Annotated in this window: 26 protein-coding genes; 4 read left to right on the top strand and 22 right to left on the bottom strand. The window is 69.8% G+C overall.

The window, feature by feature from the left end:
* Positions 1-261: 261 nt before the first annotated feature.
* Complete coding sequence (locus ON34_RS32000; RefSeq protein ID WP_040786939.1) at positions 262-465, top strand: hypothetical protein; 204 nt, start codon at positions 262-264, stop codon at positions 463-465.
* Positions 466-497: 32 nt separating this feature from the next.
* Here ON34_RS32000 and ON34_RS31995 read toward each other — a convergent pair whose 3' ends face one another.
* From ON34_RS31995 to ON34_RS31985, 3 genes are read right to left on the bottom strand one after another with little or no spacing between them, the layout of a single operon-like run.
* Positions 498-1,337: an RNA polymerase sigma factor SigF gene (locus ON34_RS31995; protein WP_083889952.1), complete on the bottom strand. Its 840-nt coding sequence runs from the start codon at positions 1,335-1,337 to the stop codon at positions 498-500.
* Complete coding sequence (locus tag ON34_RS31990; protein WP_063821789.1) at positions 1,306-1,767, bottom strand: ATP-binding protein; 462 nt, start codon at positions 1,765-1,767, stop codon at positions 1,306-1,308. Before ON34_RS31990 ends, ON34_RS31995 begins: the two co-directional genes overlap by 32 nt.
* Positions 1,767-2,246 carry a Dps family protein gene (locus tag ON34_RS31985; protein ID WP_040786936.1) on the bottom strand — a complete coding sequence of 160 codons (480 nt, stop codon included), beginning with the start codon at positions 2,244-2,246 and terminating at the stop codon, positions 1,767-1,769. The genes ON34_RS31990 and ON34_RS31985 overlap by 1 nt, the downstream gene beginning before the upstream one ends.
* 341 nt (positions 2,247-2,587) lie before the next feature.
* Between ON34_RS31985 and ON34_RS31980 the strand changes: the two genes are divergently transcribed.
* Together ON34_RS31980 and ON34_RS31975 are read left to right on the top strand one after the other, a co-directional pair.
* Entirely contained in the window at positions 2,588-3,619 is a 1,032-nt protein-coding gene (locus tag ON34_RS31980) for an NAD(P)/FAD-dependent oxidoreductase (protein WP_040786933.1), read from the top strand.
* Between the two features lie 349 nt (positions 3,620-3,968).
* Complete coding sequence (locus ON34_RS31975) at positions 3,969-5,417, top strand: mannitol dehydrogenase family protein (RefSeq protein WP_040786930.1); 1,449 nt, start codon at positions 3,969-3,971, stop codon at positions 5,415-5,417.
* A gap of 16 nt (positions 5,418-5,433) precedes the next feature.
* Here ON34_RS31975 and ON34_RS31970 read toward each other — a convergent pair whose 3' ends face one another.
* From ON34_RS31970 to steA, 13 genes are all read right to left on the bottom strand, one after another.
* Entirely contained in the window at positions 5,434-6,192 is a 759-nt protein-coding gene (locus ON34_RS31970) for an acyl-[acyl-carrier-protein] thioesterase (protein ID WP_040786927.1), read from the bottom strand.
* Positions 6,193-6,635: 443 nt separating this feature from the next.
* A complete protein-coding gene (der, locus tag ON34_RS31965; RefSeq protein WP_040786923.1) occupies positions 6,636-8,054 on the bottom strand; it encodes a ribosome biogenesis GTPase Der in 1,419 nt (472 codons plus the stop codon).
* Positions 8,051-8,758 (bottom strand): (d)CMP kinase, encoded by a 708-nt coding sequence (gene cmk, locus ON34_RS31960; protein ID WP_040787355.1) that lies wholly within the window; start codon positions 8,756-8,758, stop codon positions 8,051-8,053. Before cmk ends, der begins: the two co-directional genes overlap by 4 nt.
* Positions 8,759-8,793: 35 nt before the next feature.
* Entirely contained in the window at positions 8,794-9,852 is a 1,059-nt protein-coding gene (locus ON34_RS31955) for a pseudouridine synthase (protein WP_083889979.1), read from the bottom strand.
* Between the two features lie 9 nt (positions 9,853-9,861).
* On the bottom strand, positions 9,862-10,518 hold the full coding sequence (gene scpB / locus ON34_RS31950; protein ID WP_040786919.1) for an SMC-Scp complex subunit ScpB: 657 nt from the start codon (positions 10,516-10,518) through the stop codon (positions 9,862-9,864).
* 20 nt (positions 10,519-10,538) lie between these two features.
* Complete coding sequence (locus ON34_RS31945; RefSeq protein ID WP_051023435.1) at positions 10,539-11,420, bottom strand: segregation and condensation protein A; 882 nt, start codon at positions 11,418-11,420, stop codon at positions 10,539-10,541.
* Between the two features lie 521 nt (positions 11,421-11,941).
* The gene (locus ON34_RS31940) at positions 11,942-12,886 is read right to left on the bottom strand and encodes a ParA family protein (RefSeq protein ID WP_040786917.1); all 945 of its coding nucleotides are present in this window, start codon (positions 12,884-12,886) and stop codon (positions 11,942-11,944) included.
* A 191-nt stretch (positions 12,887-13,077) separates the two neighbouring features.
* On the bottom strand, positions 13,078-13,542 hold the full coding sequence (locus tag ON34_RS31935; RefSeq protein WP_040786914.1) for a cupin domain-containing protein: 465 nt from the start codon (positions 13,540-13,542) through the stop codon (positions 13,078-13,080).
* A gap of 284 nt (positions 13,543-13,826) precedes the next feature.
* Positions 13,827-14,780, bottom strand: coding sequence for a site-specific tyrosine recombinase XerD (gene xerD, locus ON34_RS31930; protein WP_040786911.1), 954 nt, complete (start codon positions 14,778-14,780; stop codon positions 13,827-13,829).
* A gap of 6 nt (positions 14,781-14,786) precedes the next feature.
* Complete coding sequence (locus tag ON34_RS31925) at positions 14,787-15,464, bottom strand: NUDIX domain-containing protein (RefSeq protein ID WP_051023434.1); 678 nt, start codon at positions 15,462-15,464, stop codon at positions 14,787-14,789.
* A gap of 72 nt (positions 15,465-15,536) precedes the next feature.
* Positions 15,537-17,258, bottom strand: coding sequence for a CTP synthase (gene pyrG, locus ON34_RS31920; RefSeq protein ID WP_040786908.1), 1,722 nt, complete (start codon positions 17,256-17,258; stop codon positions 15,537-15,539).
* A gap of 245 nt (positions 17,259-17,503) precedes the next feature.
* The gene (locus tag ON34_RS31915) at positions 17,504-18,448 is read right to left on the bottom strand and encodes a copper transporter (RefSeq protein WP_040786906.1); all 945 of its coding nucleotides are present in this window, start codon (positions 18,446-18,448) and stop codon (positions 17,504-17,506) included.
* A gap of 14 nt (positions 18,449-18,462) precedes the next feature.
* Positions 18,463-19,674, bottom strand: coding sequence for a putative cytokinetic ring protein SteA (gene steA / locus ON34_RS31910; RefSeq protein WP_040786905.1), 1,212 nt, complete (start codon positions 19,672-19,674; stop codon positions 18,463-18,465).
* Positions 19,675-19,894: 220 nt separating this feature from the next.
* Here steA and ON34_RS31905 point away from each other — a divergent pair, with 220 nt between their 5' ends.
* A complete protein-coding gene (locus ON34_RS31905) occupies positions 19,895-20,314 on the top strand; it encodes an SRPBCC family protein (RefSeq protein ID WP_040786903.1) in 420 nt (139 codons plus the stop codon).
* Positions 20,315-20,317: 3 nt separating this feature from the next.
* Here the strand turns inward: ON34_RS31905 and recN are convergent, their stop codons facing one another.
* The 6 genes from recN to ON34_RS31875 all read right to left on the bottom strand — a co-directional run.
* Positions 20,318-22,099, bottom strand: coding sequence for a DNA repair protein RecN (recN, locus tag ON34_RS31900; RefSeq protein ID WP_040786901.1), 1,782 nt, complete (start codon positions 22,097-22,099; stop codon positions 20,318-20,320).
* Positions 22,077-23,036 (bottom strand): NAD kinase, encoded by a 960-nt coding sequence (locus ON34_RS31895; protein WP_040787347.1) that lies wholly within the window; start codon positions 23,034-23,036, stop codon positions 22,077-22,079. Before ON34_RS31895 ends, recN begins: the two co-directional genes overlap by 23 nt.
* Positions 23,033-23,854, bottom strand: a complete 822-nt coding sequence (locus ON34_RS31890) for a TlyA family RNA methyltransferase (RefSeq protein WP_040786900.1) — start codon at positions 23,852-23,854, stop codon at positions 23,033-23,035. The genes ON34_RS31895 and ON34_RS31890 overlap by 4 nt, the downstream gene beginning before the upstream one ends.
* A gap of 1 nt (position 23,855) precedes the next feature.
* Complete coding sequence (locus ON34_RS38710; RefSeq protein WP_373291998.1) at positions 23,856-24,017, bottom strand: hypothetical protein; 162 nt, start codon at positions 24,015-24,017, stop codon at positions 23,856-23,858.
* Positions 24,018-24,174: 157 nt separating this feature from the next.
* The gene (locus tag ON34_RS31880; RefSeq protein WP_051023433.1) at positions 24,175-25,065 is read right to left on the bottom strand and encodes an HAD-IIA family hydrolase; all 891 of its coding nucleotides are present in this window, start codon (positions 25,063-25,065) and stop codon (positions 24,175-24,177) included.
* A 909-nt stretch (positions 25,066-25,974) separates the two neighbouring features.
* The coding region (locus ON34_RS31875) for a tetratricopeptide repeat protein (RefSeq protein ID WP_157172553.1) at positions 25,975-26,762 on the bottom strand (788 nt) is incomplete at its 5' end.

Below are 26,762 nucleotides of genomic sequence, written 5' to 3'. Positions count from 1 at the left end.
ACTTCGGGTCGGCGGGTAGCTCCTTTGTAACGTCAGTCACAAGCGAGGTCAAGTATCTCCGGCATCATCGCCGCTACCAGCAAAACGCGCGAAATCCCCTGCGATTGCCAGGCATTCACCTGCGCCTGGGACCACGCCCAATCGAGTGGGACGGCGGCTGTGAATTCGCCCAATGATCGCCGGAACCGAGGCGCCCGCAGACCGGCGCTCCTAACGTCGCAGACGCCTGCTCGGCAGGATGACACGCTGGCTGGAGAGGTGATGGACCACAAGCCCACCCGACGACTCGCGCGCTCCCGCGCGGAAGAGATCCTCGACTTCTTCGGCAAATGCCGTGTGTGCGGCTATCCCGCTTCCGCGGCGACCACCACGCTGCACTACGACAACGGTGACATGGAGACCAAGGTCATCGCCAGCTGCGCACTGCCGTGCGGCTGGACGAGCGAAGTGTCGTCCTCGCCGTGACCCGACTCCTGCGGCCGCCCCCGCACGTGAGCTCAGGCGGCCCGGGACGCTACCTCGTCGCTACCGAGCGCGCGCTCGCGCAGTTCGCCGAGGATCCGGGCCAGGATCCGGGACACCTGCATCTGCGAGACGCCCAGCCGTTCCGCGATCTGGGCCTGGGTCCGGGATTCGAAGAAGCGCAGGATCAGCACTTGGCGGTCGCGCGGCGACAGCTCGGCGATCAGCGGGCGCACCGCCATCGCCTGCTCCAGCAGCTGGTAGCACGGTTCCTCCGCGCCGAGGGTGTCCGCGAGCGGTTGCGGCGTCCCTTCGTCGTCGTTGCGGCTGGCGGAGTCCAGCGAGTTGGTCTGGTAGGCGTTGCCCGCGATGAGCGCCTGGGTGACCTCGCCCAGCTCGACGTCCAGCTCGGCGGCGATCTCCCTGGCCGTCGGCATCCGCCCCAGGCGGTGCGACAGCGTCTCGGTGGTCGGGCCGATGCGCAACTGGATCTCCTTGAGCCTGCGCGGAACCCGCAGCGACCAGGTGTTGTCCCGGAAATGCCTGCGCACCTCGCCCATGATGGTGGGAACCGCGAACCCGAGAAACGAGCTGCCGCGGGTGATGTCGAAACGGTCCACCGCCAGTACCAAGCCGACACGGGCGATCTGGAGCAGGTCGTCGAAGGACTCGCCACGGCCGGCGAACTTGCGCGCGATGTGCTCCGCGAGCGGAAGACACCGCCGCACCACCTCTTCGCGCAGCTCCGCGTGGTGCGGGTCGGTCTCATCCACCGCGGCGAGCTTCTCGAACCAGGGTTCGATGTTGTCGTAGCTGTCACCTCCGCGCGTGCGCCCAGCCATGTCATTCCGATCGGTCGTGAACTCGAGTGTCATCAAATGGTCCTCGTTCCCAACTGAATTCGATGACGGTCGGATACCCACGAAGGTCCGAGTCAAAAGGGTCACGGGAAATCGACAGGGAACTGGCGAGCATCCGGACCAGTTCCCAGCTCAGCGGATCGCCGCCGACCTCGTCCTCGGTCGCGGCGGTCGCGTCGACGCGCATGCTCATGCGATCGGTGCCGTAGGTGAACTCACAGCCGAGCGTCGAGCCGGGTACCGAGCCCGCGACCAGCATCGTGGCGATCTCGTTGATCGCCAGCCGGATGTCCGCGGCCGCGCCGAACGGCAGATCGGCGACCAGGCACACGGTATCGGCCAGCCCGCGGATCAGGGCCAGGTGCCGCTCGTCGGCGGGGATCCGCACCGCGACCGTGGTCGTCTCGGCGGCATGCGCACCGAACGCGCAGGTGATCACCTTCATCAGACCGTGGCGAGCTGGGCTTGCCACATCCAGTGCAACTGCTCCAGGCGCGCGGCGATGTCCAGGAACAGATCCTGGGTCACCGGGTCGGCCTTCTCGGTCGCGGCGATCCGCTCGCGTAGTCGCTTGATCACGGCGGCGAGGTTGCTGACGATCGCGTCGATGACGTCGGTGTCCTGCTGCCAGCCTTCACCGATGCCGAGCGCTCCGGAGTCCTTGGCCACTGTCGAGGCGCGTCCGTCCGGGCTGACCCCGACGGCGGTGGCGCGTTCCGCCGCCGCGTCGGTGAACTCTCGTGCGGCGGTGACCAATTCGTCCAGCGCCAGATGGACCGACCGGAAATTGGCGCCGACGACGTTCCAGTGCGCCTGCTTGGCGATCAGCGACAGGTCGATCAGGTCGACGACGGTCCCGCGCAGTGTCTCGCCCGCGATGCGCTGCTGCTCGGGGTCCAGCGTGCTCGTGATGGGTTCCGACATCGCTCCTACCTTTCTGGCGTTGATGCTGGTCATCGACGGTCTACCCAGTCGCGCGGCGCTAAACCTCCCGGTAGGGTCGTCGGCCGCGCGTCAGAACGTGCGCAGCCGGCGGGCGGGCTCGTCCTCGATCGGCGCCCATCGAGACGGACCGCCGGGTGACGTCGGCATCACCCCGAGAGTCTTCGCCGAGGTCCGTACCTTCCCAGCAGGCAGTGCGCCAAGGCCGCGGTGATCACCGGCCGGGATGCGCGCGGTGATGCCGCGGACGTCCGGCTTGCGAGTTTGTTGCCGAAGTAGCAAAGATATTTGCCGAATTCATTACTTCCGCGGCACCGTGGGGCATGGTTGATGAAACACAGGTAGATGTAGTGGTTATCGGTGGCGGAGCGGCCGGGTTGTCGGCGGCGCTGACGCTGGCGCGGGCGCGCCGCTCGGTAGTCGTGATCGACGCCCGCGAGCCGCGCAACCGCCCCGCCGCGGGTGTGCACGGATGGTTGACGCGCGACGGCATGCCGCCGACCGCGCTGGTGGCGGTCGGTGCGCGCGAGGTGGAGCAGTACGGCGGGCGGGTCGTCTACGCGCGCGCCGAGTCCGCGCGGCGGACGCAGGATGGTTTCGTGGTGGACACCGATCGCGGATCGCTTCGCGGTCGCCGGTTACTCGTCGCAAGCGGCCTGGTGGATGAGCTGCCGCCGATCACCGGTTTGCGGGAACGGTGGGGCCGCGACGTGGTGCACTGCCCCTACTGCCACGGCTGGGAGATCCGTGACCGGCCGATCGGGGTGCTCGGCTCGGTGCACCACGCGTTGCTGTTCCGGCAGTGGAGCACGCAGGTGACGTTGCTGCGACACTCCTCGCCCGCGCCGAGCACCGAACAGGCCGAGCGGCTCGCGGCCCGCGGCATCGCCGTCGTGGACGGCGTGGTCAGCGCACTCGAGACCGTGGACGATCGCCTCGCCGGCGCCCGGCTGGATTCCGGCCGCCTGGTGCCGATCGCCGCCCTGGCCATCGCGCCGCGAGTGGTCGCCCGCGACGCCCTCCTACTCGGTCTCGGCGTCGGAACAGCCGAGCACCCTTCGGGATTCGGCACCCATGTCGCCGCGGACGTCGGCGGACGCACCTCGGTTCCCGGAGTCTGGGTCGCAGGCAACGTCAGCGACATCGCCGCCGGGGTGGTGCAGGCCGCCGCCAGTGGCGTCACGGCCGGTGCGGCGATCAACGCAGATCTCGTCGAGGAGGACACGCAGCGGGCCGTCGATCGGTGGCGCGCCGATGGATTCTCCGCGGAGGTAGAGCGGGAGAACTCGCGGCGGGTGCTCGGCGCCCGGCGGCACGGCCTCGACTCGCTGCTGACGCCGCCGCCGCCGAGCTGACGGAGTTCGGCTTCCCGCGAACTCGCTCGGCGAGCATGGCGCCCGCGCCGGACACTGGGCGGGCAGCGCGACGAAACCAGCCCCGCAGACGGGCGCATCGGGTGATCCATTCGGCCGGGCGGGTGGGTATACCGGCCCGGCATCCACTGACGGTGACGCGGACCCGAGTCGAGTCGCCATGGTGACGGAGGCTCGGTCCATGCCAGCGAAAGCAGCTGTGGCCGCGTGGTTTCCAGTGCTCGGATGCCGACGGCCACGAAGACGGTCTGCTGCATTAGAATCTGATCTTCACAACACCGGGAGGTGCGGGATGCCCGAGGATTCGGCGACGCCCTTACGGGCGGCGACGATGCCGGAGTTCCGCGGTCGCGTCTCGACGCCGACCTACGACCGATCCCGGATCTCGACTGGGATAGTGCATTTCGGCGTCGGCGGGTTCCATCGCGCGCATCAGGCGATGTACGTCGACCGGCTGCTCGAACGCGGGCTCGCGCGCGACTGGGGCATCTGCGGGGTCGGCGTGCTCCCCGGCGATCGGCGGATGCGCGACGTCCTCGCGGCGCAGGACGGCTTGTACACGCTGTCGACGCTCGCGCCGGACGGCGCTTGGGCCACACGGGTCGTCGGTTCGATCGTCGAGTACCGGTACGCGCCGGACGATCCCGAGGCCGTGGTGGAGAAGCTCGCCGATCCGGCCACCCGGATCGTCTCGCTCACCATCACCGAGGGCGGCTACCGCGTCGCCGCCGACACCGGGGACTTCGACGCCGACGATCCCGGCATCCGTGCCGATCTCGCCGCCAACGCGCCGCCCGCCACGGTGTTCGGGCTTGTCACCGAGGCTTTGGCGCGACGCAGGTCGCGCGGTCTCGCGCCGTTCACCGTGCTCTCGTGTGACAACATCGAGGGCAATGGGCACGTCGCGCGCCGGATGTTCGGCGCGTTCGCCGCGCTGCGCGATCCCGGACTCGGCGCCTGGGTGGCCGAACGGGTGCATTTCCCGAATTCGATGGTGGACCGGATAACCCCGGTGACGCCCCCGGCCGCGACCGACGAGATCGAGCGACGTTACGGAATCACCGACCGCTGGCCGGTCCTGACCGAGCCGTTCGCGCAGTGGGTGCTGGAGGATTCCTTCGGCCTGGGCCGCCCTGCCTTCGACGAGGTCGGCGTCCAGCTCGTCGACGACGTGACACCGTATGAGCTGATGAAACTGCGGCTGCTCAACGCCAGCCACCAGGCGCTGTGCTACTTCGGGTATCTGAGCGGCTATCGATTGGTCCACGAGGCCGCGCAGGACCCGGCCTTCCGGCGATTCCTGCTGCGCTACATGGACGCCGAGGCGACCCCGACCCTGCGGGCGGTTCCCGGCGTCGACCTGGATCGCTACAAGCGGACCCTGCTCGAGCGGTTCGCCAACCCCGCGATCGGCGACACCATCGCCCGGCTGTGCGCGGAATCCTCCGACCGCATCCCGAAGTGGCTGCTGCCGGTGATCCGGGCGCAGCTCGACTCCGGCGGCGAGATCGACTGCGCGGCCGCGGTTGTCGCGAGCTGGGCGCGCTATGCCGAGGGCGTGGACGAACAGGGGGCGCCGATCGAGGTCGTGGACCGCCTGCGCGACCAGTTGATTCCACTCGCGCGGCGGGAACGCGAGCAGCCCACCGCATTCCTCGCCGAGCGTTCGGTATTCGGCGATCTGATCGACCGGCCTCGTTTCGTGACCGCCTACCTGGCAGCGTTGCGTTCACTGCGCACCAAAGGCGCCCATGCCACGGTCGAGGAGTTGGCGCGGTAGGCGCCAGCAGCGTCCATCATCGCGGCGTGACGCGGGCGACCGCGCGCGAGTCCGCGCCGACGACGAACCAGACGTCCAGGCACGATCCGGTGCGACGGGAGACGAGCCGGAGATCCTCCCCGGCCCGCACCGGCTTCCCGTACTCGATCACCACCCGGTGCGGGTTGGACTTCAGTTCGGCGTGATCGGCCAGAACTTCCTCGAGCGCGGTCAGGTAGACCGCGTTGTTCACATGATCGAGCAGGTCGATGTCGGTGACGCGCAAGGGGAAGGGACGGATCCGCACGCCGGGCTCACCGGCCTGCGGCATCGGGTCGGTGAGTTCCGCCTTCCACCGGAGCCGGTGTTCGGTCGTGCAGGCCAGCATGGGCGCCAGAAAGCGGTCGCTCATCCGGGCCGGGACGCCGGACTCGGTGCCGAAGTGGATCAGGAAGCCCTCGGTCTCCACCAGGCCACCCCCGCTGCCGCAGATCTGGACGCGCATCGCGCACCAGCGGGTGGACGTCGCCGAGGGCCAGCGCCGCAGCGTCACCCACTCGCCGAACTCGATCGGTTTGAGTGCGTCGATGACTGTTCTGCGGACCACCCACAGGCGATGGATGTCACCGTCGTCGAGGACCTCGAGATGGTCGTAGCCGATGTCTTGCAGGTACCGTGCGACGCCGTCCAGCCGCAGGCGCTGGTCGCCTCCGGTGTCGCCCAGGCGCACCGGCCATCCCGTCTCGAACACGGGCACGCGGGGTCCGCTTTCCGGGAGAGCACTGGGAATGGCCATGACCGGATGATGCCAGAGATTTGCTGAGCGCGCGCCGTCTTACTCGCTACATAACACAGCCGCAACAAATAGCCAGATCTATAACGGATTTATACGCCACTCTCGCCGATTAGCGATGATCGCTGAGCATTCGCCACCTGACCGCCCAGTGTGCGGTCCCAACAGCCCACCGCCCGCACGGGAAGTCCGGCGGCGCGACGGGATGAAGCGATGACACAGGTCGATCACCTGATGGCCGACCAACCGAGACCCAAGAGAAACTCGACGACAGGGCCGAACACGAAAACGCCGATGTCGCCGACGACCCGGTGTGGTCGGCCGAGTTCACCCGTGGCCGACAGCCCCGGCTACCGGCGATGGTCCTGGACTCCACTCGGGGATAGATGCGGAAAGCCCCGGTTCGGAACTTCCCGCACCCATCGCCATGGTCGTCTGCAAGCGGTCTACTTCTTGGAGCGTTCCCGCTTCTCGCGCACACGGACCGAGATGCGGACCGGCGACCCGTCGAAGCCGAACTCCTCGCGCAGTCGGCGCTCCAGGAAGCGGCGATAGCCCGCCTCCAGGAAGCCGGTGGTGAACAGCACGAACGTGGGCGGCCGGGTCGTGGCCTGGGTCGCGAACAGCACGCGGGGCAACCGGCCGCCGCGCATCGGCGGCGGGGTCGCGGCGATCACTTCCTTCAGCCAGGTGTTCAGCCGGCCCGTCGGAATGCGCTTGTCCCAGGACTCGAGCGCCGTTTCCATGGCGGGTACGAGCTTCTGCACCGCGCGGCCGGTGTGCGCGGAGATGTTCACCCGCTGCGCCCACGGCACCCGCACCAGATCGCGGTCGACCTCGCGCTCCAACTGCAGGCGACGGTCCTCGTCGACCAGATCCCACTTGTTGAACGCCAGCACCAGCGCGCGCCCCGAGTCGGCGACCATGCTGATCACGCGCAGATCCTGTTCGGTGATCGGCTGCGCGGCGTCGATCAGCATGATCGCCACCTCGGAGGCCTCCAGCGCGGACTTGGTGCGCAGCGACGCGTAGAACTCGGTGCCGCTGGCGTTGGCGACCTTGCGGCGCAACCCGGCGGTGTCGACGAACTTCCAGACCTTGCCGCCCAATTCGACCAGCGAGTCGACCGGGTCGACGGTCGTGCCAGCGACATCGTGCACCACCGACCGCTCGTCACCGGCCAGCTTGTTCAGCAGGCTCGATTTGCCCACATTGGGCTTGCCGACCAGAGCGACACGGCGCGGACCGGTACCGCCGGTCCCCTCCCGCGGGGTCTCCGGGAGCACCGCGAGCACGTCGTCGAGCAGGTCGCCGGTGCCGCGGCCGTGCGCGGCGCTGACCATGCGCGGCTCGCCCAGACCGAGCGACCACAGCGCCGCAGCCTCGGCCTCCACCCGCTCGTCGTCGACCTTGTTGGCGACCAGGATGACCGGCACCGAGGAACGGCGCAGCTTCTTCACCGCCGCCTCGTCGGTGGCCGTGGCGCCGACCACGGCGTCGACCACCAGCAGGATCGCGTCGGCGGTCTGCATGGCCAGTTCGGCCTGCCTGGCCACCGCTTGCTGCAGCCCTTTCGCATCGGGCTCCCAGCCGCCGGTGTCCTGGACCAGGAAGCGGCGACCCGCCCAGTTCGCCTCGTAGGACACGCGGTCGCGGGTGACCCCGGGAATGTCCTCCACGACCGCTTCGCGGCGGCCCAGAATCCGGTTCACCAGCGTCGACTTGCCCACGTTCGGGCGGCCGACCACCGCGAGCGTCGGCATCGCGACGTGCGCCTGATCCTCGAACTCGCCCTCGAGATCGGTCAGCTCCCAGTCGGCCTCGTCGCTCCAGACGCCGTCACCGGCCAGCACGTCGCCGTTCACCGGTCACCTCCGGCCTGAAGCGCCGAAAGCTGCCGCGCGACAACGCGGTACAGCTCGTCGATGACCTCGTCCATGGACAGCTCGCTGGTGTCGACCAGCACCGCGTCCGCGGCCGGGCGCAGCGGGGACACCTTGCGGGTGGAGTCGAGGGTGTCGCGGCGCTGCACGTCGGCGAGCACGCCCGCGTAGTCGTCGCCCCGGCCCTCGGCGATGTTCTGCTGGTTGCGCCGATGGGCGCGCGCCTCCGCGGAGGCGGTCAGGTAGATCTTCGCGTCCGCCGTGGGCAGCACGACGGTGCCGATGTCGCGGCCCTCCACCACGATCCGGCGCGCGACCGCCGTGATGTCGCGCTGCATCGCGACCAGCAGCTCCCGCACCTCGGGCACCGCGGAGACCGCCGAAACAGCCTTGGTGACGGCGTCGCCGCGGATCTCCGACGCGACGTCCTCGCCGTCGAGCTCGATCACCTCGCGGCTGGGCTCGGTGCCGATGGACAGCGGCAGCTCCTTGACCGCGGCGGCGATGGCCGCGGTGTCGGTGAGCTCGATGCCCGCGCGCAGCACACGCAGCGTCGCCGCCCGGTACATGGCGCCGGTGTCGAGGTACTGCGCGCCGAGCCGGGTGGCCAGGCGCCGCGAAACGCTCGACTTCCCGGTGCCCGACGGCCCGTCCATGGCGATCACCAGCGGGCTCGTACCGGACATGCGCGCCGGCGCCTGCACCGGGATCTCCAGACCGTTCACAACGACACCGCCTCGTAGAGTTTGCCGATTTCATCGCGGCCGAGCACGCGCAGTGTGCCGGGCCGCTGGTCGCCGAGCGCGACCGGACCGATATTCGTGCGCACCAGCCGGATGACCGGGTGGCCGACCGCGTCCAGCAGTCGGCGCACGATGTGTTTGCGCCCTTCGTGCAACACGATCTTCACCAGGGAACGTCCCTCCCCCAGCTCGAGCACCTGGAAACGGTCGACCTTGGCGGGTCCGTCCTCCAGCTCGACGCCCTCCCGCAGCCGCTTGCCGACCGCACGGTTGTTGACCTCGCCCTGCACCGTCGCCAGGTAGGTCTTGGAGACCTCGAAGGACGGGTGCATGAGCCGGTGCGCGAGATCCCCGTCGTTGGTCAGCAGCAGCAGGCCCTCGGTGTCGGCATCAAGCCTCCCGACGTGGAAGAGGCGCTGACCGGCGGCGATCCGCTCGGCCACGATGTCGCCGACGCAGGGACGGCCCAGATCGTCGGACATGGTGGACTGCCAGCCCTTGGGCTTGTTCAGCGCGACGTGCACCAGTTCCTCGCGCACCACCACGCGGGTGCCGTCGACGCGCACCACCGCGTGCTGTGGGTCGATGCGCAGCCCCTGCTCGCGCACGATCATGCCGTCGACTTCGACGCGGCCCTGCGCGATCATCTCCTCGGCGGCGCGGCGCGAGGCGACGCCCGCCTTGGCGAGGACCTTCTGCAGCCGCTCCCCTTCTCCCCACGGCAGTTTGGTGTGCCCTTCGGCGGGTGCCACGTTCTGGTGGCGCGCGGGCTTGGCGTTGCTCAGCAGCGGCGGCTGCGCGACCTGCCGCTGTGGCTTGGGCTTCTTCTTGCCGCCCGGGTTCGCCTGCCGCTGTGGGGTCGGGGCGGGCGCGGCCGCGCGGCGGCCCGCGCTCCCCTGCTGGGCGCCGCGGGCGGTGATCCCCCGTTGAGCCGAACGCGCGTCGCGTGCGCTCGAAGTGCGGCTCGCGCCCCGTTCGGGCTGGGCGCCGCGTTTCCTACGATCCGGTGTGCCATCTCGGCGAGCGGGCGTATTCATCATGTCCTGTCATTCTTCGGTACCGAGGTCCAAATCGGCCTCGGCGGGTTTCTTCAGCCTGGTGTACCGGGGGTCGGTCTCCAGGCTCTCGTTGATCTCGTCGATCAGGTCGACGCCCGGAAGCAGGGGCGCCAGCGGCGGCAGGTCGCTCAGCGACGGGAGCCCGATCCGTTCCAGGAACAGCTCGGTCGTGCAGTACAGCGTCCCGTTGGTCTCCGGGTCGACACCTGCCTCGGCGATGAGTCCCCTGGCCAGCAGCGTGCGCATCACCCCGTCGACGTTCACGCCGCGCACCGCGCTGACCCTGGTCCTGGTCACCGGCTGACGGTATGCCACCACCGCCAGCGTTTCCAACGCCGCCCGGGTCAATTTCGATCGGGAGCCGTCGAGCAGCATCCGCTCCACATACGGCGCGTACTCGGTGCGAGTATAGAAGCGCCAACCGTCACCGACGAAACGCAGATCGATACCGCTGGACCGCGCCGTCAGTTCGGCCGACATCGCACGCAGGGTGCTCTCCACCCGCTCGGCGGTATCGCCCAGCGCGGCCGCGAGCTGGTCCACCGGGGCGGGAGCGTCGACCACGAGCAGCATGGCCTCCAGCGCCGAGCGGAACTCGGCGTCCTCGAGCGGTTCCGGAGTGAGATCAGTCACCTGCTCGCTCATGACTCCGCCTCGCTGGTCGCTCACCCGTAGTCCTCCTCGATAGTCACGGCCTCCATCTGCTCGGCCGCGTCGTCGCCGATCCAGCTGACCGACAAGGGACCGAGCGGATCGGGCTGGTCGAACTCGATCGTCTTGCCGCGATACAGCTCGAGCAGCGCCAGGAAGCGGGCGACGATCTGGACGGGGACTTCGCAGTCGGCGACCAACTCGCCGAATGTTGTCCACGCACCCGCACCGCGCTGTTTGAGCCGTTCCAGCACCAGCGCCGCCTGCTCGGCCACCGAGATCGCGTGCGTGTGCAAGTGGTCGAGCCCGACCTTCGGCACCGGGCGGGGCCGGAAGGCCGCCGCGGCGATCGCGGCGAACTCGGCCGCCCCGACACCCAGCGTAACCTCGGGCAGCAGATCGGTGTACCGCTCCTCCAGACCGACCGCACGCGGGTACCGGCGCAGCGCCGCGGCCTCCAATTCACCGAGCAACTCGGCGACCTGCTTGAACGCGCGATACTGCAGCAGCCGGGCGAACAGCAGGTCGCGCGCCTCCAGCAGTTCGAGGTCTTCGGCGTCGGTCATCTCCCCGGACGGCAGCAGCCGCGCCGCCTTCAAATCCAGCAGCGTGGCGGCGACGACCAGGAACTCGGTGGTCTGGTCCAGAATCTTGTCCGCCCGCAAGGTGTTCTGCGCGGCCGCGTGCGCGGTCAACGCCTTCGTGTAGGCGATGAACTCGTCGGTGACCTTGTGCAGCGCCACCTCGGTGACGTCCAGCTTGCGCGAGCTGATCAGCGTGAGCAGCAGGTCGAAAGGCCCCTCGAAGTTGCTCAGGCGTAGTCGGAATGCCGACGGCTGCGCGGCTGTCTCTGGGGAAGACTCCCCTGGCGCGGCACTCGCGCCTGGATCGGCCACGTCGCCCGATGGCCTCCGCGCGGCGCTTCCCGGAATCTCAGGTGTATCGGCGGCTCGCCGCGAAGTACCCACCGTAGCCTCGGATGGATCGCTGGCCTGTCGATTCCCCGGCGTGGCACTCGTCGCAATCGTGGGTGTGTCGGCCGCTTGCGGCGGACCACTCGGTGCAGAGCCAACAGGTACCTCGGGCGGAGCGGGCTCCTGCCGCGGATTCTCCTGCGCGGCACTCGCGGAGACCACGGGTTCCTCCGGCGCAGCGGACGAATCGCCTTGCTCCGCTGGGATACCCCCGGGCACCACGGGATTCGGGCGTTGCGCCGCCGCGTCCCGGCCCGCGGCGATAAACGCGGCCGCCGCGTTTCCGAGCGCAGGAGAGTCAGCGGGGCGAGCGGGTCTCTGGGGCGCGGGCGCTTCGGCGGCGTCCGGCGCATCGGCCTCGCGCGGAGGTGTGGCACCGGCCGCGGAAGACCCCTGGCCGGATGAGTTGTCGGTGGACGCAGACGAGGGGCCGGAGTGGCCGCTCACCGGCCCGACCGGTGGATGACTTCCCGAGCCATCGACCGGTATGCTTCGGCCCCACTGGATTTCGGCGCCCACGTGGTGATGGGCTCGCCCGCGACGCTGGCGTCCGGGAAACGGACGGTGCGCGCGATCGCGGTGTCGTAGACCAAGTCGCCGAACACCTCGACCACGCGCGCCATGACCTGGCGGGAGTGCAGCAGTCGAGCGTCGAACATGGTGACCACTATTCCGTACAGGCTCAGCCGCGGGTTCAGCCGGTCCCGCACTTTCTCCACGGTGTCGTTGAGCAGCGCCAGCCCGCGTAGCGAGAAATACTCGCACTCCATCGGGATGATCACGCCGTCCGAGCAGGCCAGCGCGTTGACCGTGAGCAGGCCGAGAGAGGGCTGGCAGTCGATGAGGATGTAGTCGTAGCGGTTGCGCACCGGCGCCAGCGCGCGGCCGAGCGACTGCTCCCGGCCCACCTCGTTGACCAGCTGGATCTCCGCGGCGGACAGATCGATGTTGCTCGGCAGCAGGTCCATGTTCGGGACGCGGGTCTGCATCAGCACGTCGTCGATGGAGTGGTTCGAGCCGATGAGCAGGTTGTGCACGGTCAGATCGAGGGTGTGGTGGGCCACGCCCAGACCAGCCGACAGCGCGCCCTGCGGGTCCAAGTCCACCAGCAGCACGCGGCGGCCGTATTCGGCCAGTGCGGCGCCCAGGTTGATGGTGGAGGTGGTCTTGCCGACCCCACCCTTCTGGTTGCACATGGCGACGATCAGGGCGTCGCCGTGCTGGCCCACCGGCGGCGGGTCCGGAACCAGCCGCAACGGGCGGCCCGTGGGGCCGAGCGTCGCGTCCTCCGGGACCGGCTCCACCCCGGTGCCCCACAGCGTTTCCGCCGCGGCGTCCGAGTACGGACCCGATCGCGGGCCCTTGAGCGGCTCCGCCCCAGCACCCATCGGCGGTTCTGCCGCGCCGGCTGTCGTCACGATCCGCTGCTCCTTATACGTTCCTGCCGGTTGCCTCGCCGAGCGTAGCGAGGCCGATCAGTGCCCGACCTCGCTTTCGTACGGTCCAGCTCTCGATAGACGCTACCGCTTGACGCCACTCGAGTGCCGCGCCTGCGCGCGGCGTGTTCGCCCCGCGCTGGTCAGCGCCATTGCGGGCCGCCATCGAAATGCACGTCGAACCGGTCGTGCAAGTCGTTCATGCTGTCCCAGTCCGCCTCCCCGCGCGCGATCCGGCCGAGTTGCCGGAAGTACTGGAAGCGGACGATACCCGGTGTGAGCACGGCCAGAAACTCCGCGGGCCCGTCGGCGTCGGCGCCGAAGGCGTGCACCGCATTCGGCGGGATCACCACCAAACCGCCTTTGCTCACCTTGCTCAGTTCGCCGTCCACGAGAAATTCCATTATCCCGTCCAGGACATAGAAGATCTCGGTCGACTTGGTGTGGTGATGCGGCCGAGTGCCGTCCGCCCCGGCAGCGAGCGTCAGGCGATTGGCCCCGAACAGCCCCTCGGATTGCTCGCTGTCCTCGAGCAGCCGGAACGACCCGCCGCCGGGCAGCGGCACCGCTTCGACGTCGGCTTCGTGGACGATGAAAGACTTTGCCATGCAACTCACCTCGCGTTGTGCTCGGGACCGGGCAGCCGACGTCCGCATCGCGCGAACCCCGACGACCGAACAACCGGACCGTGGTCCCGTTTATTTCGCGCACCGTACGGCCGCCCAGCCCTACCGCGTTCGGATATCGGTCCACCAGCACGCCGAATAGCCCTGACTCCAGAGGGATTCGTCACTGCATCGTCAGGATCCCGCGGCAGCCTGGCGTGTTCGAATACACCGCGATTCGGGCGGCCGGACGCGCCAGGAAACCCGGGAAGACAGCGCCGAATGGATCAGCGGGCTCGGGGATGAGCGGTGGCCCAGACCTCGCGCAGTGTGGTGACCGTGACCAGCGTGTAGATCTGGGTCGTCGTCACGGACGCGTGACCGAGCAACTCCTGCACGACGCGGACGTCGGCCCCACCGTCGAGCAGGTGGGTGGCGAAGGAGTGGCGCAGCGTGTGCGGCGAGACCGCCGCCGCGATGCCTGCGCGTTCGGCGGCGGTCTGCAACACCTGCCACGCGCTCTGCCGGGACAGGCGGGCGCCGCGGGCGTTCAAGAACAGCGCTCCGGCGTTTCCTTTGCCGTGCGCGGCGAGTATCGACCGCCCACGCACGAGGTAGGCGTCCACGGCGGCGAGCGCCGGTCGCCCGATCGGCACCACGCGCTGCTTGCCGCCCTTGCCGCGCAGCACGACCGCCCGTTCCTCGGTGTCCAGATCGTCGACGTCCAACCCGACCATTTCCGAGATCCGGGCACCGGTGGAGTAAAGCATTTCCAGCAGCGCCCGGTCGCGCAGGCCACGCGGGCCCCCGTCCGCGCCCGCCGCGGCGTCCGGGTTGTCCGCGGACCCGCCGCCCGCGGCCTCCAGCAACTTCAGCACCTGGTCGTAGGGCAGCGCTTTGGGCAGCCTGCGGCCCGGCGTGGGCGGCTTGACGGCGTGCGCGACATCGGTGCTGGTCAACCCCTCCGCTGCGGCGAAACGATGCCATCCGCGCACCGCGATCAGCGCGCGTGCCGCCGAGCTGGCCGCCAGCGCCGGGTGCCCGCCGCCGCCCGAGCGCAACGTGACGGTGAACTCCGCGACGTCGGACTCGCCGACCTGGTCGATCGAATCGATGCCGCGCCCGCTCAGAAAGTCCAGGTAGCGGCCGAGGTCGCGGCGATAGGCGGCGAGGGTGTTGGGCGCGAGGCCGCGCTCGACGGCGAGATGGTCGAGGTAGGCGTCGAGCTCGCGGGCGAGCACGACCGCTCAGTCTTCGGACTTCCGCGCCGCTTGGCGGCGAAGAAGCGCGGTGGGCTGTCCGGGCCACGGCGCGTCCGGCGGACGCAGCTCCGCGCCGCCGACCCGCGCGGCCGCCAGCGCGAGCACGCCCGCGACCGCGGTGGCGTTGACGATCTCCCCCGCCAGCGCCGCCCGCACGGCCGCGTCGACCGGCATCCGGACCACTTCGAGGTCGGCTTCTTCCAGCTCCGGCTCGGGCCGGTCGATCTCGTACAGATCCCGTGCCAGGTACACCCGCAATGCTTCGTCGGTGAAACCGGGCGAGAGCACGACGTCCACCAGCACCGACCACTCCCGCGCGGCCAGCCCGGTCTCCTCGGCCAGCTCCCGCCGCGCGGCGAGCAGCGGGTCCTCGCCGGCCACGTCGAGCAGACCGGCGGGCAGCTCGAGCAGCCGCGCCCCGATCGGGTGGCGGTACTGGTTGATCAGCACCACGTTGTCGTCGCCATCGATCGCGGCGACGGCGACGGCGCCGTGATGCTCGATCACCTCGCGTTCGACGACCCGACCGCCCGGCATCGACACCTGGTCGAGCCGCAACGCCAGAATGGCGCCGCTGTAGACGGTCCGGCTGGATACGATCTCGAATTCGTGGCTGCCCGGTTCGGCAGCGCCCTCGGTAGGCGTGGCCCGGTCGTCGGTCATGCCCCGACCTTATCGGCAGGAGCGGACACTCCCCGGTGACGAGGACCGCCCGCGGGCCCGGCCCACATTCCGCTACGCCTTGTCGGTCGCGCCCGCGAGTTCTTCGCCCGGGATGTCCACCGGAAGACGTTCGGCCGCCTTGTATTTCAGCGCCGCCGAGATCAGCGCCGCGAACAGCGGGTGCGGCCGGGTCGGGCGGCTCTTCAGTTCGGGGTGGGCCTGGGTGGCGACGAAGAACGGGTGCACGTCGGCGGGCAGCTCGACGAACTCGACCAGATGTCCGTCCGGCGAGGTGCCGCTGAACGTCAAACCGCTCTCGGCGATCTTGTCGCGGTAGGCGTTGTTCACCTCGTACCGATGACGGTGCCGCTCCGAGACGTGCTCGCTGCCGTAGGCCTGGGCGACGACCGAGCCCTTGGCCAAGGTCGCGGGGTAGGCGCCGAGGCGCATGGTGCCGCCGAGATCGGCCTCTCCGGCCACGGCCTGTTCCTGGTCGGCCATCGTGGAGATGACGGGATGCGGTGTGTCCGGCTCGAATTCGGCCGAGTTGGCTTCGGCCAGACCGACCGAGCGGGCGGCCTCGATCACCACGCACTGCAGGCCCAGGCACAGACCGAGCAGCGGGATGCCGCGGGTGCGCGCGTAGTGGATCGCGCCGACCTTGCCCTCGATGCCGCGGATGCCGAATCCGCCGGGGATCAGCACGGCGTCGACGTCGCGCAGCGCCTGCTGCGCGCCGGCCGGGGTCTCGCACGCGTCGGAGGGCACCCAGCGGATGTTCACTTTGGCGCGCGAGGCGAACCCGCCCGCGCGCAGCGCCTCGGTGACCGAGAGATACGCGTCGGGCAGGTCGACGTACTTGCCGACCAGCGCGACCTCGACCGTCTCGCGCGGCGAGTGCACCCGCTCGAGCAGGTCGCCCCACACGGTCCAGTCCACGTCGCGGAACGGCAGGCCGAGCCTGCGGACCACGTAGGCGTCCAGGCCCTCGCGATGCAGCACGCGCGGAATGTCGTAGATCGACGGCGCGTCGGGGGTGGAGATGCAGGCGTCCACCTCGACGTCGCACATCAGCGCGATCTTGCTCTTCAGCGCCTGCGGAACCTCCCGGTCGCAGCGCAGGATCAGCGCGTCGGGCTGGATACCGATGTTGCGCAGCGCGGCCACCGAGTGCTGGGTCGGCTTGGTCTTCAGCTCGCCGGAGGGGGCGAGGTAGGGCACCAGCGACACGTGCAGGAAGAAGACGTTGTCCCGGCCGACGTCGTGGCGGATCTGGCGGGCGGCCTCGAGGAACGGCTGCGACTCGATGTCGCCGACGGTGCCGCCGATCTCGGTGATCACCACGTCCGGCGTCTGCCCTTGCAGGTCCGGACCGCGCATCGCGAGGATGCGGTTCTTGATCTCGTCGGTGATGTGCGGGATCACCTGCACCGTGTCGCCCAGGTACTCGCCGCGGCGCTCCTTGGCGATGACCGACGAATAGATTTGCCCGGTGGTCACATTCGCGTCCCGGGACAGGTCCCGGTCGAGGAAACGCTCGTAGTGGCCGACGTCCAGATCGGTCTCGGCGCCGTCCTCGGTCACGAACACCTCGCCGTGCTGGAAGGGGTTCATGGTGCCGGGATCGACGTTCAAGTACGGGTCGAGTTTCTGCATCGTGACGCGCAGTCCACGCGCCGTCAGCAGCTGCCCGAGGCTGGAGGCGGTTAGACCTTTACCCAATGAGGAGGCGACACCACCGCTGACGAAGATGTGCTTCGTGGCCGTTCGCGCCTGAATCCGTGTTTGACCCACGGGTCTTCACGGTAACACGAATCCGCCCGTCAGTTCGAATGCCACGCCCGTTTGCCCACCGATCGCCGGACCGCGGATCAGAGCACAGGCACCCCGACTGTGAAACGGGTCGCGGCACGGCCGCCGGACACATCGCCATGGTGTGCTGCCCTGGCGATGAAACGGCTCACCGAAGCGGAAGCCGACCGTGGACGCCGACGCCGGAGGATCGGCGTCCGGCCGTCACGGCGCTTCGATCGCGTCGCTCAGCCAGGGAGGGCGGCCAACGTCAGAGAAGTGGCTTTGGCGCCGGTGCCGTAGCGGCCCGCGCCGCCGTTGAGTTGTTCGACCAGCGCCAGCACCGTGGTGACGCGGCCGAGGTCCCTTTCGAGGTTGTCCACCGTGCTGACCTGGGCGGCGAGTGCGGCGTCGGCGCGGACGACGGCGATCGGCCCGTCTCCCTCGGCGGCTCCGGCGCGACCGGCCAGGACCACCCCCGAACCGCGGCCGCGCAGGGCGCCCGCGAAACGGGCGGTGTTCGCGCCCACGCTGTCCTTGGCGGCGTCGACGCCGTTTCCGGTGACCACCACGGCGAGCTGCGCCGGACGGACCGGCGTATCGCCGTAGGCGAGGAAGCCGCCGCCGCGCAAGGTCTCCAGCACCAGCCCGAGCTCTTGCGGAGTGCTCCGGGGTTGCCCGTTGGCCGGGTCGAGCAGCAGCACCAGGCCGAGCAGATCGCCCGCCATGCTGCCCTGGTCGACCGCGCCGGTACGCAGCTGCGCCCCCGCCGGGATCACGTTGGTGAGGGCGGTGCGCATCCGGTCGCCCTCGGTCGCGTCGACGAAAGCGTCGGTGAACGCGATCCTGCCGGTCACGGCCGCACCGGCGGTCTCGAGCGCTTTCGTCACCGCCTCCACGTCGCCGGGATCGGCGTCCGGTGTCGTGAACACGATGACGCCGCGGTCGGCGAGGGAGCCACCGAGGATCCGGCCCGAGGACCCGGCGACGAACCGGTCGGCGGCCGTTACCTGATCCGCGAGCCGCCGCTGCTGCTCGGTGAGGGTGTCGACCTGCTGTCGCAGATCGGTCTTGTCCGCCCGCAAACCGGACAGCAGGTCGGCGGCGAGCGTCTGTGAGCCGAGCACCACGCCGATGGCGAGCGCCAGAAAGATCGCGGCAATCGACGTGGCGTGCTGACGCAGCGTGATCATCGGTTCTCCCTTGGCTATTGCCACGAACCGGCGCGCGCCTGCGCCCAGAGCGCGAAGCGGTTCCAGTTGTCGACGGTCCAGTCCATGACGTCCGCGCCGCGGTTGGAGGCCAGCAGCACGACGATCACCGCGACCAGCGCGGCGAGCACCACCAGCGCGACGGCGATCCCGGACACCCGGTTGCGGTACAGCGTGGCGACGGCCTTCGCGTCCACCAGCTTGGTCCCGACCTTGAGCCGGGTGAGGAACGTGGCCGGGTTGCTGTGGCGGCGGCCGCGATCGAAGAAGTGGTCGAGCGAGGCCGGAGCGCCCGCCACGACGATCAGCGCCGCACCGTGGTGATCGGCCAGCAGCAGCGCCAGATCGGCGGCCGAACCCGACGAGGGGAAGGTCGTCGCGCCGATGCCGAGATCCTGGATGCGCTCGAGTCCCTTCGCGTGGCCGTCGGTGTCGGCGGGCAGGATCACTTCGGCGCCGCATTTCATGGTCGCCGAGGTGATCTCGTCCGGGTCGCCGACGATGACGTCGGGCCGGTAGCCGCGCCTCCTGAGCGTGTCCGCGCCACGGCCGACGCCGATCAGGATCGGGGCGTACTCCTTGATGAACGGCTTCAGCCGCTGCAGGTCCTCGGCGTGGTCCGGGCCGTCGGCGACGACGACCACGTGCCGCTGCTTCATCACCAGATCCAGTTCCGGCACGCCGAAACCGTCGATGAGCAGCGCGCTCTCGGTACGGATGAACTCGATGGTGTTGCCCGCGAACGCCTCCAGGTGATCGGCCAGACCGTTGCGCGCCTCGATCATCCGCTCCGCGATGGCCGACTCGGTGAGCTCGATGCCCTCGACGAGGACCTCCGGCTCCCTCTTGATCAGCTTGTCGGAGTAGACGACACCGTCGTCGATCCGGACCCGCACGCCGTCCTTGATCTTGCTGAACGCGTCCGAGCTCACCGTGTCCAGCAGCAGGATGCCGTTGGCCACCAAGGCTTCCGGACCGAGATTGGGGTAGCGGCCGGAAATGGACGGCGAGGTGTTGATCACCGCGCCCACCCGGGCCTCGACCAACCGGTCGGCGGTCATCCGGTCGAGGTCCATCTCGTCGAGCACGACGATGTCACCCGGGCCGACGCGCCCGAGCAGTCGCCGGGTGTTGCGATCCACCCGGGCTGTCCCGGTCAGACCTGGCAGCGTTTCGGTGTTCCTCGACAACAACGCCAGCATTTTCATGCGCCGATGATGGCGGCAAACCCTCAACCATTGGTGGAGGCGCGCCGAAATAGCGAACGGGCAGCTACCGCCGGTCGGGTAGTTCGGGACTCGGCCGTACCGGTATTCCGGCCCGCCTACGCACCGCATCGCCCCGAATGTGACGCGGACAACACGATCACCGAGCGGCGGACGCAGTACCTATATGCTGCCCGTCACAGGTAACTCGAAGAGGAGAACCATGGCCAGCACCACCGTCGACGCCGTCATTCCCGCCCCACGCGAGGTCGTGTACCGGCTCTTCGCCGAGCGCGAGAGCATCAGCCCCTATCTGCCGGTCCAGGTCAAGCTGACCAAGCCCGGCCTGACCGAACGCGAAGGCGTCGGCGCCCAGCACCTGATCGGCGTCGGCCCGGTCGGCGTCACCGAGGAGATCACCAAGCTGGTGCCCGGTGAGCGGATGGAATACAAGGTCGTCAAGGGCGCGCCGGTGAAGCGGCACGTCGGCGTCGTCACCTTCGCCGACGCCGACAACGGCACCCTGGTCTCCTACACGATGGAATCCGATCCCAAGCTGCCCGTGCCCGCCAAGGTGGTAGAGCTGGGCCTGAAGAACTTGATCGGCGTGTTCATGAACGGCGCGCGGAAGGCGGTGCGCTGACCGTCAGCGCGTCGCCGCGGCGCCCGCCTTCTCCGCGCGCGCCGTCGCCAGGAGTTCCTCCGCGTGCGCCCGGCCGGTCTCGGTGTCGTCGAGACCGGCCAGCATGCGGGCCAGCTCGATGACCCGCTCGTCGTTGGTCAGCGCGCGAACGCCGCTGTTGACGGTGCCCTTCCCGTCGTCGGACTTGTCGACCACCAGATGGGTATCGGCGAACGCCGCCACCTGCGGCAGATGCGTCACCACGATGACCTGGTGGGTGCGCGCCAGCCGGGCCAGCCTGCGACCGATCTCGACCGCGGCCCGACCGCCGACGCCCGCGTCGACCTCGTCGAACACCATCGTCGCCCCATGATCGGAGCCGGCCAGCACCACCTCGAGCGCCAGCATCACCCGGGACAGCTCACCGCCGGACGCGCTCTTGCTCAACGGCAGCGACTGCGCGCCCGAATGCGCGGACAGGCGGAACTCGACCTCGTCGATGCCCGCCGGACCGGCATGCAACTCCTGCCCGTCGACGGTGAGCGGCGCCGAATCCTGGGGGCCCGCGAGCATGGGTCGCACGTCGACCTCGAGACGCGCCTTGCCCATCGCGAGACCACCCAGCTCGGCGCTCACCGCCGCCGCCAGCTTGCCCGCCGCTTTGCTTCGCGCCGCGCTCAGCTTCTTCGCCGTCTCCCGCACCCGCTCGGCGGCGGTCTCCACCTCGGCGGCCAGCTTGGCCAGCGCCTCCTCGGAGACGTCGAGTGAACCCAGCCGCGCGCGTGCCTCCTCCGCCCAGGCCAGCACGCCGTCGATATCGGGTGCGTACTTGCGGGTCAGCGTTTTCAGTTCGGCCTGCCGGGTGAGCAGCGAATCCAGTGCGCCCGGATCGGACGGCAGATCCGAGAGATAACCGCTCAGCTCGGTGGTGACGTCCACCACCACCGCGATCGCATCGGCCAGGCGCGGTGCGAGAGCGGCCAGCGCCGGGTCGTCGGCCGCTTCGATGCGGGCGCGCGCGGCGCCGAGCGATTCCAATGCGCCGGAACCGTCTCGGGACGCGTCGGCCGGTCCGGCCAGCGCGTCGTGCGCGGTCGCCGCCGCCTCGCGCAGCGAGTCCAGATCGCTGAGCCTGCGCACCTCGTCGACGATGCGCACGTCCTCGCCGGGTTCGGGCGCGATGCCGTCGATTTCGTTCAGCGAGTGCTTCAGCCGATCGGCTTCGAGTGCCAATTCCCTGCTGCGCGCGGTGCGTTCGAGAAGTTCGGCGCGCGCGTCCAGCCACGATCGGCGCTGCGCCTGGTATTTCCGCAGCAGCGGGCCCACCGCGTCGGCGGCGAACTGGTCCAGCGCGGACAACTGCTGGTCGGGGCGCTGCAAACGCAGTTGGTCGTTCTGGCCGTGCACGGTCAGCAGCGGCGCGGTGAAATCGGCCAGCACCGAGGCGGGCACGCCGCGTCCGCCCAGATGCGCACGGGAACGTCCGTCACTGCCGACCGTCCGGATCGCGATGATGCTGCCGTCGTCGTCCTGCTCGGCCGCTGCCGCTTCCAGCACCTGCGCGACTTCGGCCCGGGCGGCGTCGTTGACGTCCTCGACGGTGAATCGGCCCTCCACCACGGCACGGGACGCGCCGAGCCGGACCCGGCCCGCGTCCGCGCGCGCGCCGCTGAGCAGATGCAGGCTGGTCACCACCATGGTCTTGCCCGCGCCGGTCTCGCCGGTCAGGCAGGTCAGCCCGGCATGGAACTGCGCGGTCGCCGTGGAAATGACGCCCAGGCCGTCAATCCTGATCTCTGTCAGCACGTGTGCTCTCCGTTCGCCGTCGGCCGCGCCAGCCGGTCACGGGCAATTGGAACTTGCGCACCATCCGGTCGGCGAACGGTGCGGAGTCCAGCCGCACCCAGCGCACCGGTTCGGCGCCGCGAACCGCCTCCACGCGGCCGCCGCTGGGCAGTGCGAGCGTGCGCCTGCCGTCCAGGAAAACTATCGCATCGTGTCCGGTGGCCACCGATTCGACCGCGATTCGGGAAGCCGGGCTGGTCACCAGCGGCCGCGCGAACAAGGCGTGGGCATTGCTCGGGATCACCAGCAGCGCTTCGAGTTCCGGCCACACCACCGGGCCGCCCGCGGAGAAGGCGTAGGCGGTCGATCCGGTGGGTGTGGCGATCAGGATGCCGTCGCAGCCGAACGCCGACACCGGCCTGCCGTCGACTTCCAGCACCACTTCCAATACGCCCATGCGGGAAGCGTTCTCGATGCTCGCCTCGTTCAGCGCCCAGCCGCTCTCGACCACTTCGTCGTCGACGCGGACGGTGAGGTCGATGGTCATCCGATGCTCGATCCGGTAGTCGCGCCGCACCACCTGGGCGAGCGCCTCGTCCAGATGCTCGGCCTCGGCCTCGGTCAGAAATCCGATGCGCCCCAGGTTGATCCCGAGCACCGGCACCGCCGCTGGACGCGCCAACTCGGCGGCGCGCAGGAAGGTTCCGTCGCCGCCGAGCACGAGCACCATCTCGCAGCCGACCGCCGCTTCCGGGCCGTGCTCGACCACGCGCACCGGATAGCCGCCCGGCTCGGCCTCGAATCGGGTGCTGTCCGCCTCATCGGCGAGCACCCGCAGGCAGATGCCCGCGTCCGCGAAGATCTTCGCCACCCGGTGGGCGGTCTCGATGATTTCCGCCCGGCCCGGATGGGACACCAGCAAGATCTCCCGGCCGCAGGGCTGGGCCGGCGTGTTCACTGTGGACCCTCCTCAACCGCACGCTCGACCAGCGCCGCAACCAGCTCGCGGTCGTATTCGAACTGCCCGTCGTTGCGCAGCCACAGGAAGTATTCGACATTGCCGGACGGGCCAGGCAGCGGGCTGGCCACGACGCCGACGGTACGCAGGCCGAGGCCCGCCGCGGCCGCCGCGACCGCGCACACCGCTTCGGCACGCAGCGCAGGATCGCGCACGACGCCGCCGGAGCCGACGCGCTCCTTGCCGACCTCGAACTGCGGCTTCACCATCGGCAACAGGTCGGCGCCCGGCGCGGCGCAGGCCGCGAGCGCGGGCAGCACCAAGCCGAGCGAGATGAACGACAGATCCCCCACCACCAGTTCGACCGTGCCGCCGATCGTTTCGGGCGTCAGGTTGCGCACGTTGGTGCGATCGAAGACCCGCACGCGCTCGTCGCTGCGCAGGCGCCAGACCAGCTGCCCGTAACCGACGTCGACCGCGACCACCTCCCGCGCCGCCCTGCTGAGCAGCACGTCGGTGAAACCACCGGTCGACGCGCCCGCGTCCAGGCAGCGCTTGCCCGCGACCGACAACCCCTGCGGCTCGAACCGTTCCAGGGCGCCGAGCAGCTTGTGCGCCCCGCGCGAGGCCCAGGAGACTTCGTCGGGCTCCTCGCGCACCACCAGCGGCGTGCCCGCCTCGACGGCGGTCGCGGCCTTCACCGCGACCGTTCCGGCTATCAGGACGCGGCCCGCACCGATCAGCTCGACCGCGTGCTCTCGCGATCGCGCCAATCCGCGGCGAACCAGTTCCGCGTCCACCCGCGTGCGTCTGGCCACCTCAGATCTTGTCCACCGTGGCCAGTGCCTGTACGAGCACGTCATGTGCCTGCTCCAGGATGCGAGCGCGCCGGGTGATGTCGACTCCGGCTTCGGCGCTGTCGGCGGCGGGCGCCGCCCCGCTCCAGCCGGGTCGCTCGAGCTCGGCGAGCAGACTGTCCACCTCGCCGCGGATCCGATCCGGGTCGGCCGGCTCCGGGCGCCCTTGCGCACCCGGATGCTGACCGGGGAAGGGAACCCCGGGGGGGGGACCATGCCCGCTAGCGGGCGTTCCGGGAACGTTCGGACGGGGTGTAGGAGTAGTCATCGTGGCGTCAACGCTATCGGATTTCCGAACCGGACGCGCGGACCGTCACAGCTCGTCCCGGGTTACGGCGAAGGGCCTCCCCCAGGTCGGCATCCGGGTCGAACTCGACAGGTGCGTGGTTGAGAGCGTCGAGGGAGTCGCAGACGTAGGTGGGGATCCGTTCGTCCGGCGCTTCGCGCAGCTCGTCCAGGGTGCTGACGCCGGTCAGCACCATCAGCGCGTCGAGGCCGACGCGGTTGGCGCCTTCGATGTCGGTGTCGAGCCGATCGCCGACCACCAGTGCGCTGCGCGAGTCCGCCCGGACCAGTGCGTCCTCCAGCAGGGGCGCGTACGGCTTGCCCGCAACGACCGGCTCCCGGTCGGACGCGGCCCGCAGCGCGGCGACCATCGCACCGTTGCCCGGCGCGAGGCCACGTTCGTTCGGCAAGGTCTTGTCGGTGTTCGCGGCGACCCACAGTGCGTCCGCGCGCAACGCGTAGGCGGCCTCGGCCAGGTCCGGCCATGCGGTGTGGGGCGAATGGCCTTGTACCACGGCGGCCGGCGCGGAGCCGTTGAAGCGCCGGATCGAGCGCAACCCGACCGCGTCCACCTCGGCGGCCAGGTCGTCGGTGCCGACGACCAGCACCTGCGCGCCGGGGTCCAGTCGCTCGGCCAGCAGCCGGGCGGCCGCTTGGGCGCTGGTCACGACGTCGTCGGCAGTCGCGGGAAAGCCGAGTTCGGCCAAATGCGCGGCCACGACCGCCGGTCCCCGACTGGCATTGTTCGTGACGTACACCAGCCGCTGGGCGGCCTCCCCGCTCGCGGTCAACGCCTCCGGCGCGCCCTCGATCACCTCGTGTCCGCGATACAGCGTGCCGTCCAGATCCAGCAGCAGGGCTCGGTAGCGATCCCGTAGTCGCTTCACATCACTCTCACTCCGTGTCACCGATCGGCGCCGTGCCGACTCGCATACCGCTGGCCTCCCCGGCAGCACAGCCGCTCGGCGAGTCCGAGACACTCGAACATTACGCCAGACGGCCGACCGGAATGACGTGGCGTCAGCCACTCACCCAGGCCGGATGCCAACCGCCACATAGCACTTGTCACTCGTGGTTCCGAAGGCATCGCTGTACACCACACGGACGACGGCGCCGGGTTGGCGCCACAATACTCTCGACCGCCAGCCCAACTCGGGCTCAGCGGCGCAGCCGAGTACCGGCACCGATGGGCCAGCTCGCCGAATCGGCCGCATGGCGCTGCGACCGTTGCGCACCGCTTTCGCCCCGCAGCCCGCAATCGCTGGCCCCGCCTCGCCACCGCATCCCTCCTTCGAGCCGACATCGCCGTCGCGGCCTGGTCCATCCCGCGGCGACCGTCCGCACCACCTCGACCCAGCGCAGAATCGCGCTTGCAGCCGAAGTCGACCCACACCGTGCCAGCGCCGAGGTGCGGCTTCGGCAGCGACAAGCAGAGTCGCCCGCCAGGCCGCCACCGCACGCCCCGGAGTCGACTCGCTCCTTACCGACCTCGAGATGCAGCTTCAACGACAGCAGAGTTCGCCCGAGAGGCAGTTGCCGACTCGCTTCTTCGTGCCGACAACGCCGTTGCGGCACCAGCCCGATCGAGCATCAATCCAGCGTCTCGCAAACAACATCCGCTGCGGCCGACACCCCGATTCCCCGTGCGCGCCTCGTCGATGGGCCCCGTGCCTGGTCCGTCCGGCGGCGAGCATCGGCACCACGTCGACCCGCAGCGCAGAATCGTGCAGTGGTTTCCAGCGCTGTTCTCCGGCGTCAACCGACGCACGGCCGCGATCGAGCGCAGCGGGATTCGGTCAGAGATCGACGTCGCCGGTGAGTTCGGCAGCGCGTTCTTCCGCATCGGTTTCGCCGTCCACGTCGGCCGAGGCCGCGTTGAGGAACCAGGTGAGGCCCTCGTCCGTCCGGCCCGCGGCGACCAAGGCGTCGGCGTAGGCGTAGAACAGGCGGGCCGCGGCCGAACCGGTACGTGACGGGTCCAGGTCCGAAGTCTGCAACGTGACGACCGCTTGGTCGTACTGGCCCAGGTCCATCCGTGCGCCCGCGACGACGATGCGCAGTTCGGTGGCCTCGTCTCCGCGCAGAGCTCGCGCCTCGTCACTGCGGCCGAGTTCGATCGCGCGCTCCGGTCGGCCGAGACCACGCTCGCAGTCGGCCATCACGGCCAGCAGGCCGGAGCCACCGGACATCCGGCGTGCCGTCCGCAACTCCGACAGAGCCTCCGCCCATTCACCGGCGTGGTAAGCCACCACCCCCGCGGTCTCACGAACCACCGCGATCCGACCGGCACGCTGCCGGGCCGCCCGGGCGTGCGCGAGAGCCAAACCCGGATCGTCGTCGACGAGGCGCACGGCCATCACGAGATGGCGCGCGACCGTCTCGGCATTGCCTTTGTCCAGGCTGAGCAGGTCACGCCGGACGGCCGGGTCGAGATCGGTGGCCTGCACCTCGTCCGGAAGATCCGGTTCTTCCGGACGCGGCGGACGCCGATCGAACGAACGACCGCCGCCGACGCGGGAGCCTTCGCCGCCACGACGACGGTCCTGCGACGCGTCGCCGCGGGGTGCCCGGTCGTCACGATCCG

The organism is Nocardia pneumoniae NBRC 100136 (assembly GCF_000308755.1).
GTDB classification, from domain to species: domain Bacteria; phylum Actinomycetota; class Actinomycetes; order Mycobacteriales; family Mycobacteriaceae; genus Nocardia; species Nocardia pneumoniae.
This window is presented reverse-complemented; position numbering and strand designations above follow the sequence as displayed.

Bases quoted from the DNA above. Each gene is read 5' to 3' on its own strand.
- ON34_RS32000 (WP_040786939.1), top strand. From the start codon at position 262: ATGGACCACAAGCCCACCCGACGACTCGCGCGCTCCCGCGCGGAAGAG.
- ON34_RS31995 (WP_083889952.1), bottom strand. From the start codon at position 1,337: ATGACACTCGAGTTCACGACCGATCGGAATGACATGGCTGGGCGCACG.
- ON34_RS31990 (WP_063821789.1), bottom strand. From the start codon at position 1,767: ATGAAGGTGATCACCTGCGCGTTCGGTGCGCATGCCGCCGAGACGACC.
- ON34_RS31985 (WP_040786936.1), bottom strand. From the start codon at position 2,246: ATGTCGGAACCCATCACGAGCACGCTGGACCCCGAGCAGCAGCGCATC.
- ON34_RS31980 (WP_040786933.1), top strand. From the start codon at position 2,588: ATGGTTGATGAAACACAGGTAGATGTAGTGGTTATCGGTGGCGGAGCG.
- ON34_RS31975 (WP_040786930.1), top strand. From the start codon at position 3,969: ATGCCGGAGTTCCGCGGTCGCGTCTCGACGCCGACCTACGACCGATCC.
- ON34_RS31970 (WP_040786927.1), bottom strand. From the start codon at position 6,192: ATGGCCATTCCCAGTGCTCTCCCGGAAAGCGGACCCCGCGTGCCCGTG.
- cmk (WP_040787355.1), bottom strand. From the start codon at position 8,758: ATGTCCGGTACGAGCCCGCTGGTGATCGCCATGGACGGGCCGTCGGGC.
- ON34_RS31955 (WP_083889979.1), bottom strand. From the start codon at position 9,852: ATGAATACGCCCGCTCGCCGAGATGGCACACCGGATCGTAGGAAACGC.
- scpB (WP_040786919.1), bottom strand. From the start codon at position 10,518: ATGAGCGAGCAGGTGACTGATCTCACTCCGGAACCGCTCGAGGACGCC.
- ON34_RS31940 (WP_040786917.1), bottom strand. From the start codon at position 12,886: ATGGGTGCTGGGGCGGAGCCGCTCAAGGGCCCGCGATCGGGTCCGTAC.
- ON34_RS31935 (WP_040786914.1), bottom strand. From the start codon at position 13,542: ATGGCAAAGTCTTTCATCGTCCACGAAGCCGACGTCGAAGCGGTGCCG.
- ON34_RS31925 (WP_051023434.1), bottom strand. From the start codon at position 15,464: ATGACCGACGACCGGGCCACGCCTACCGAGGGCGCTGCCGAACCGGGC.
- ON34_RS31915 (WP_040786906.1), bottom strand. From the start codon at position 18,448: ATGATCACGCTGCGTCAGCACGCCACGTCGATTGCCGCGATCTTTCTG.
- steA (WP_040786905.1), bottom strand. From the start codon at position 19,674: ATGAAAATGCTGGCGTTGTTGTCGAGGAACACCGAAACGCTGCCAGGT.
- ON34_RS31905 (WP_040786903.1), top strand. From the start codon at position 19,895: ATGGCCAGCACCACCGTCGACGCCGTCATTCCCGCCCCACGCGAGGTC.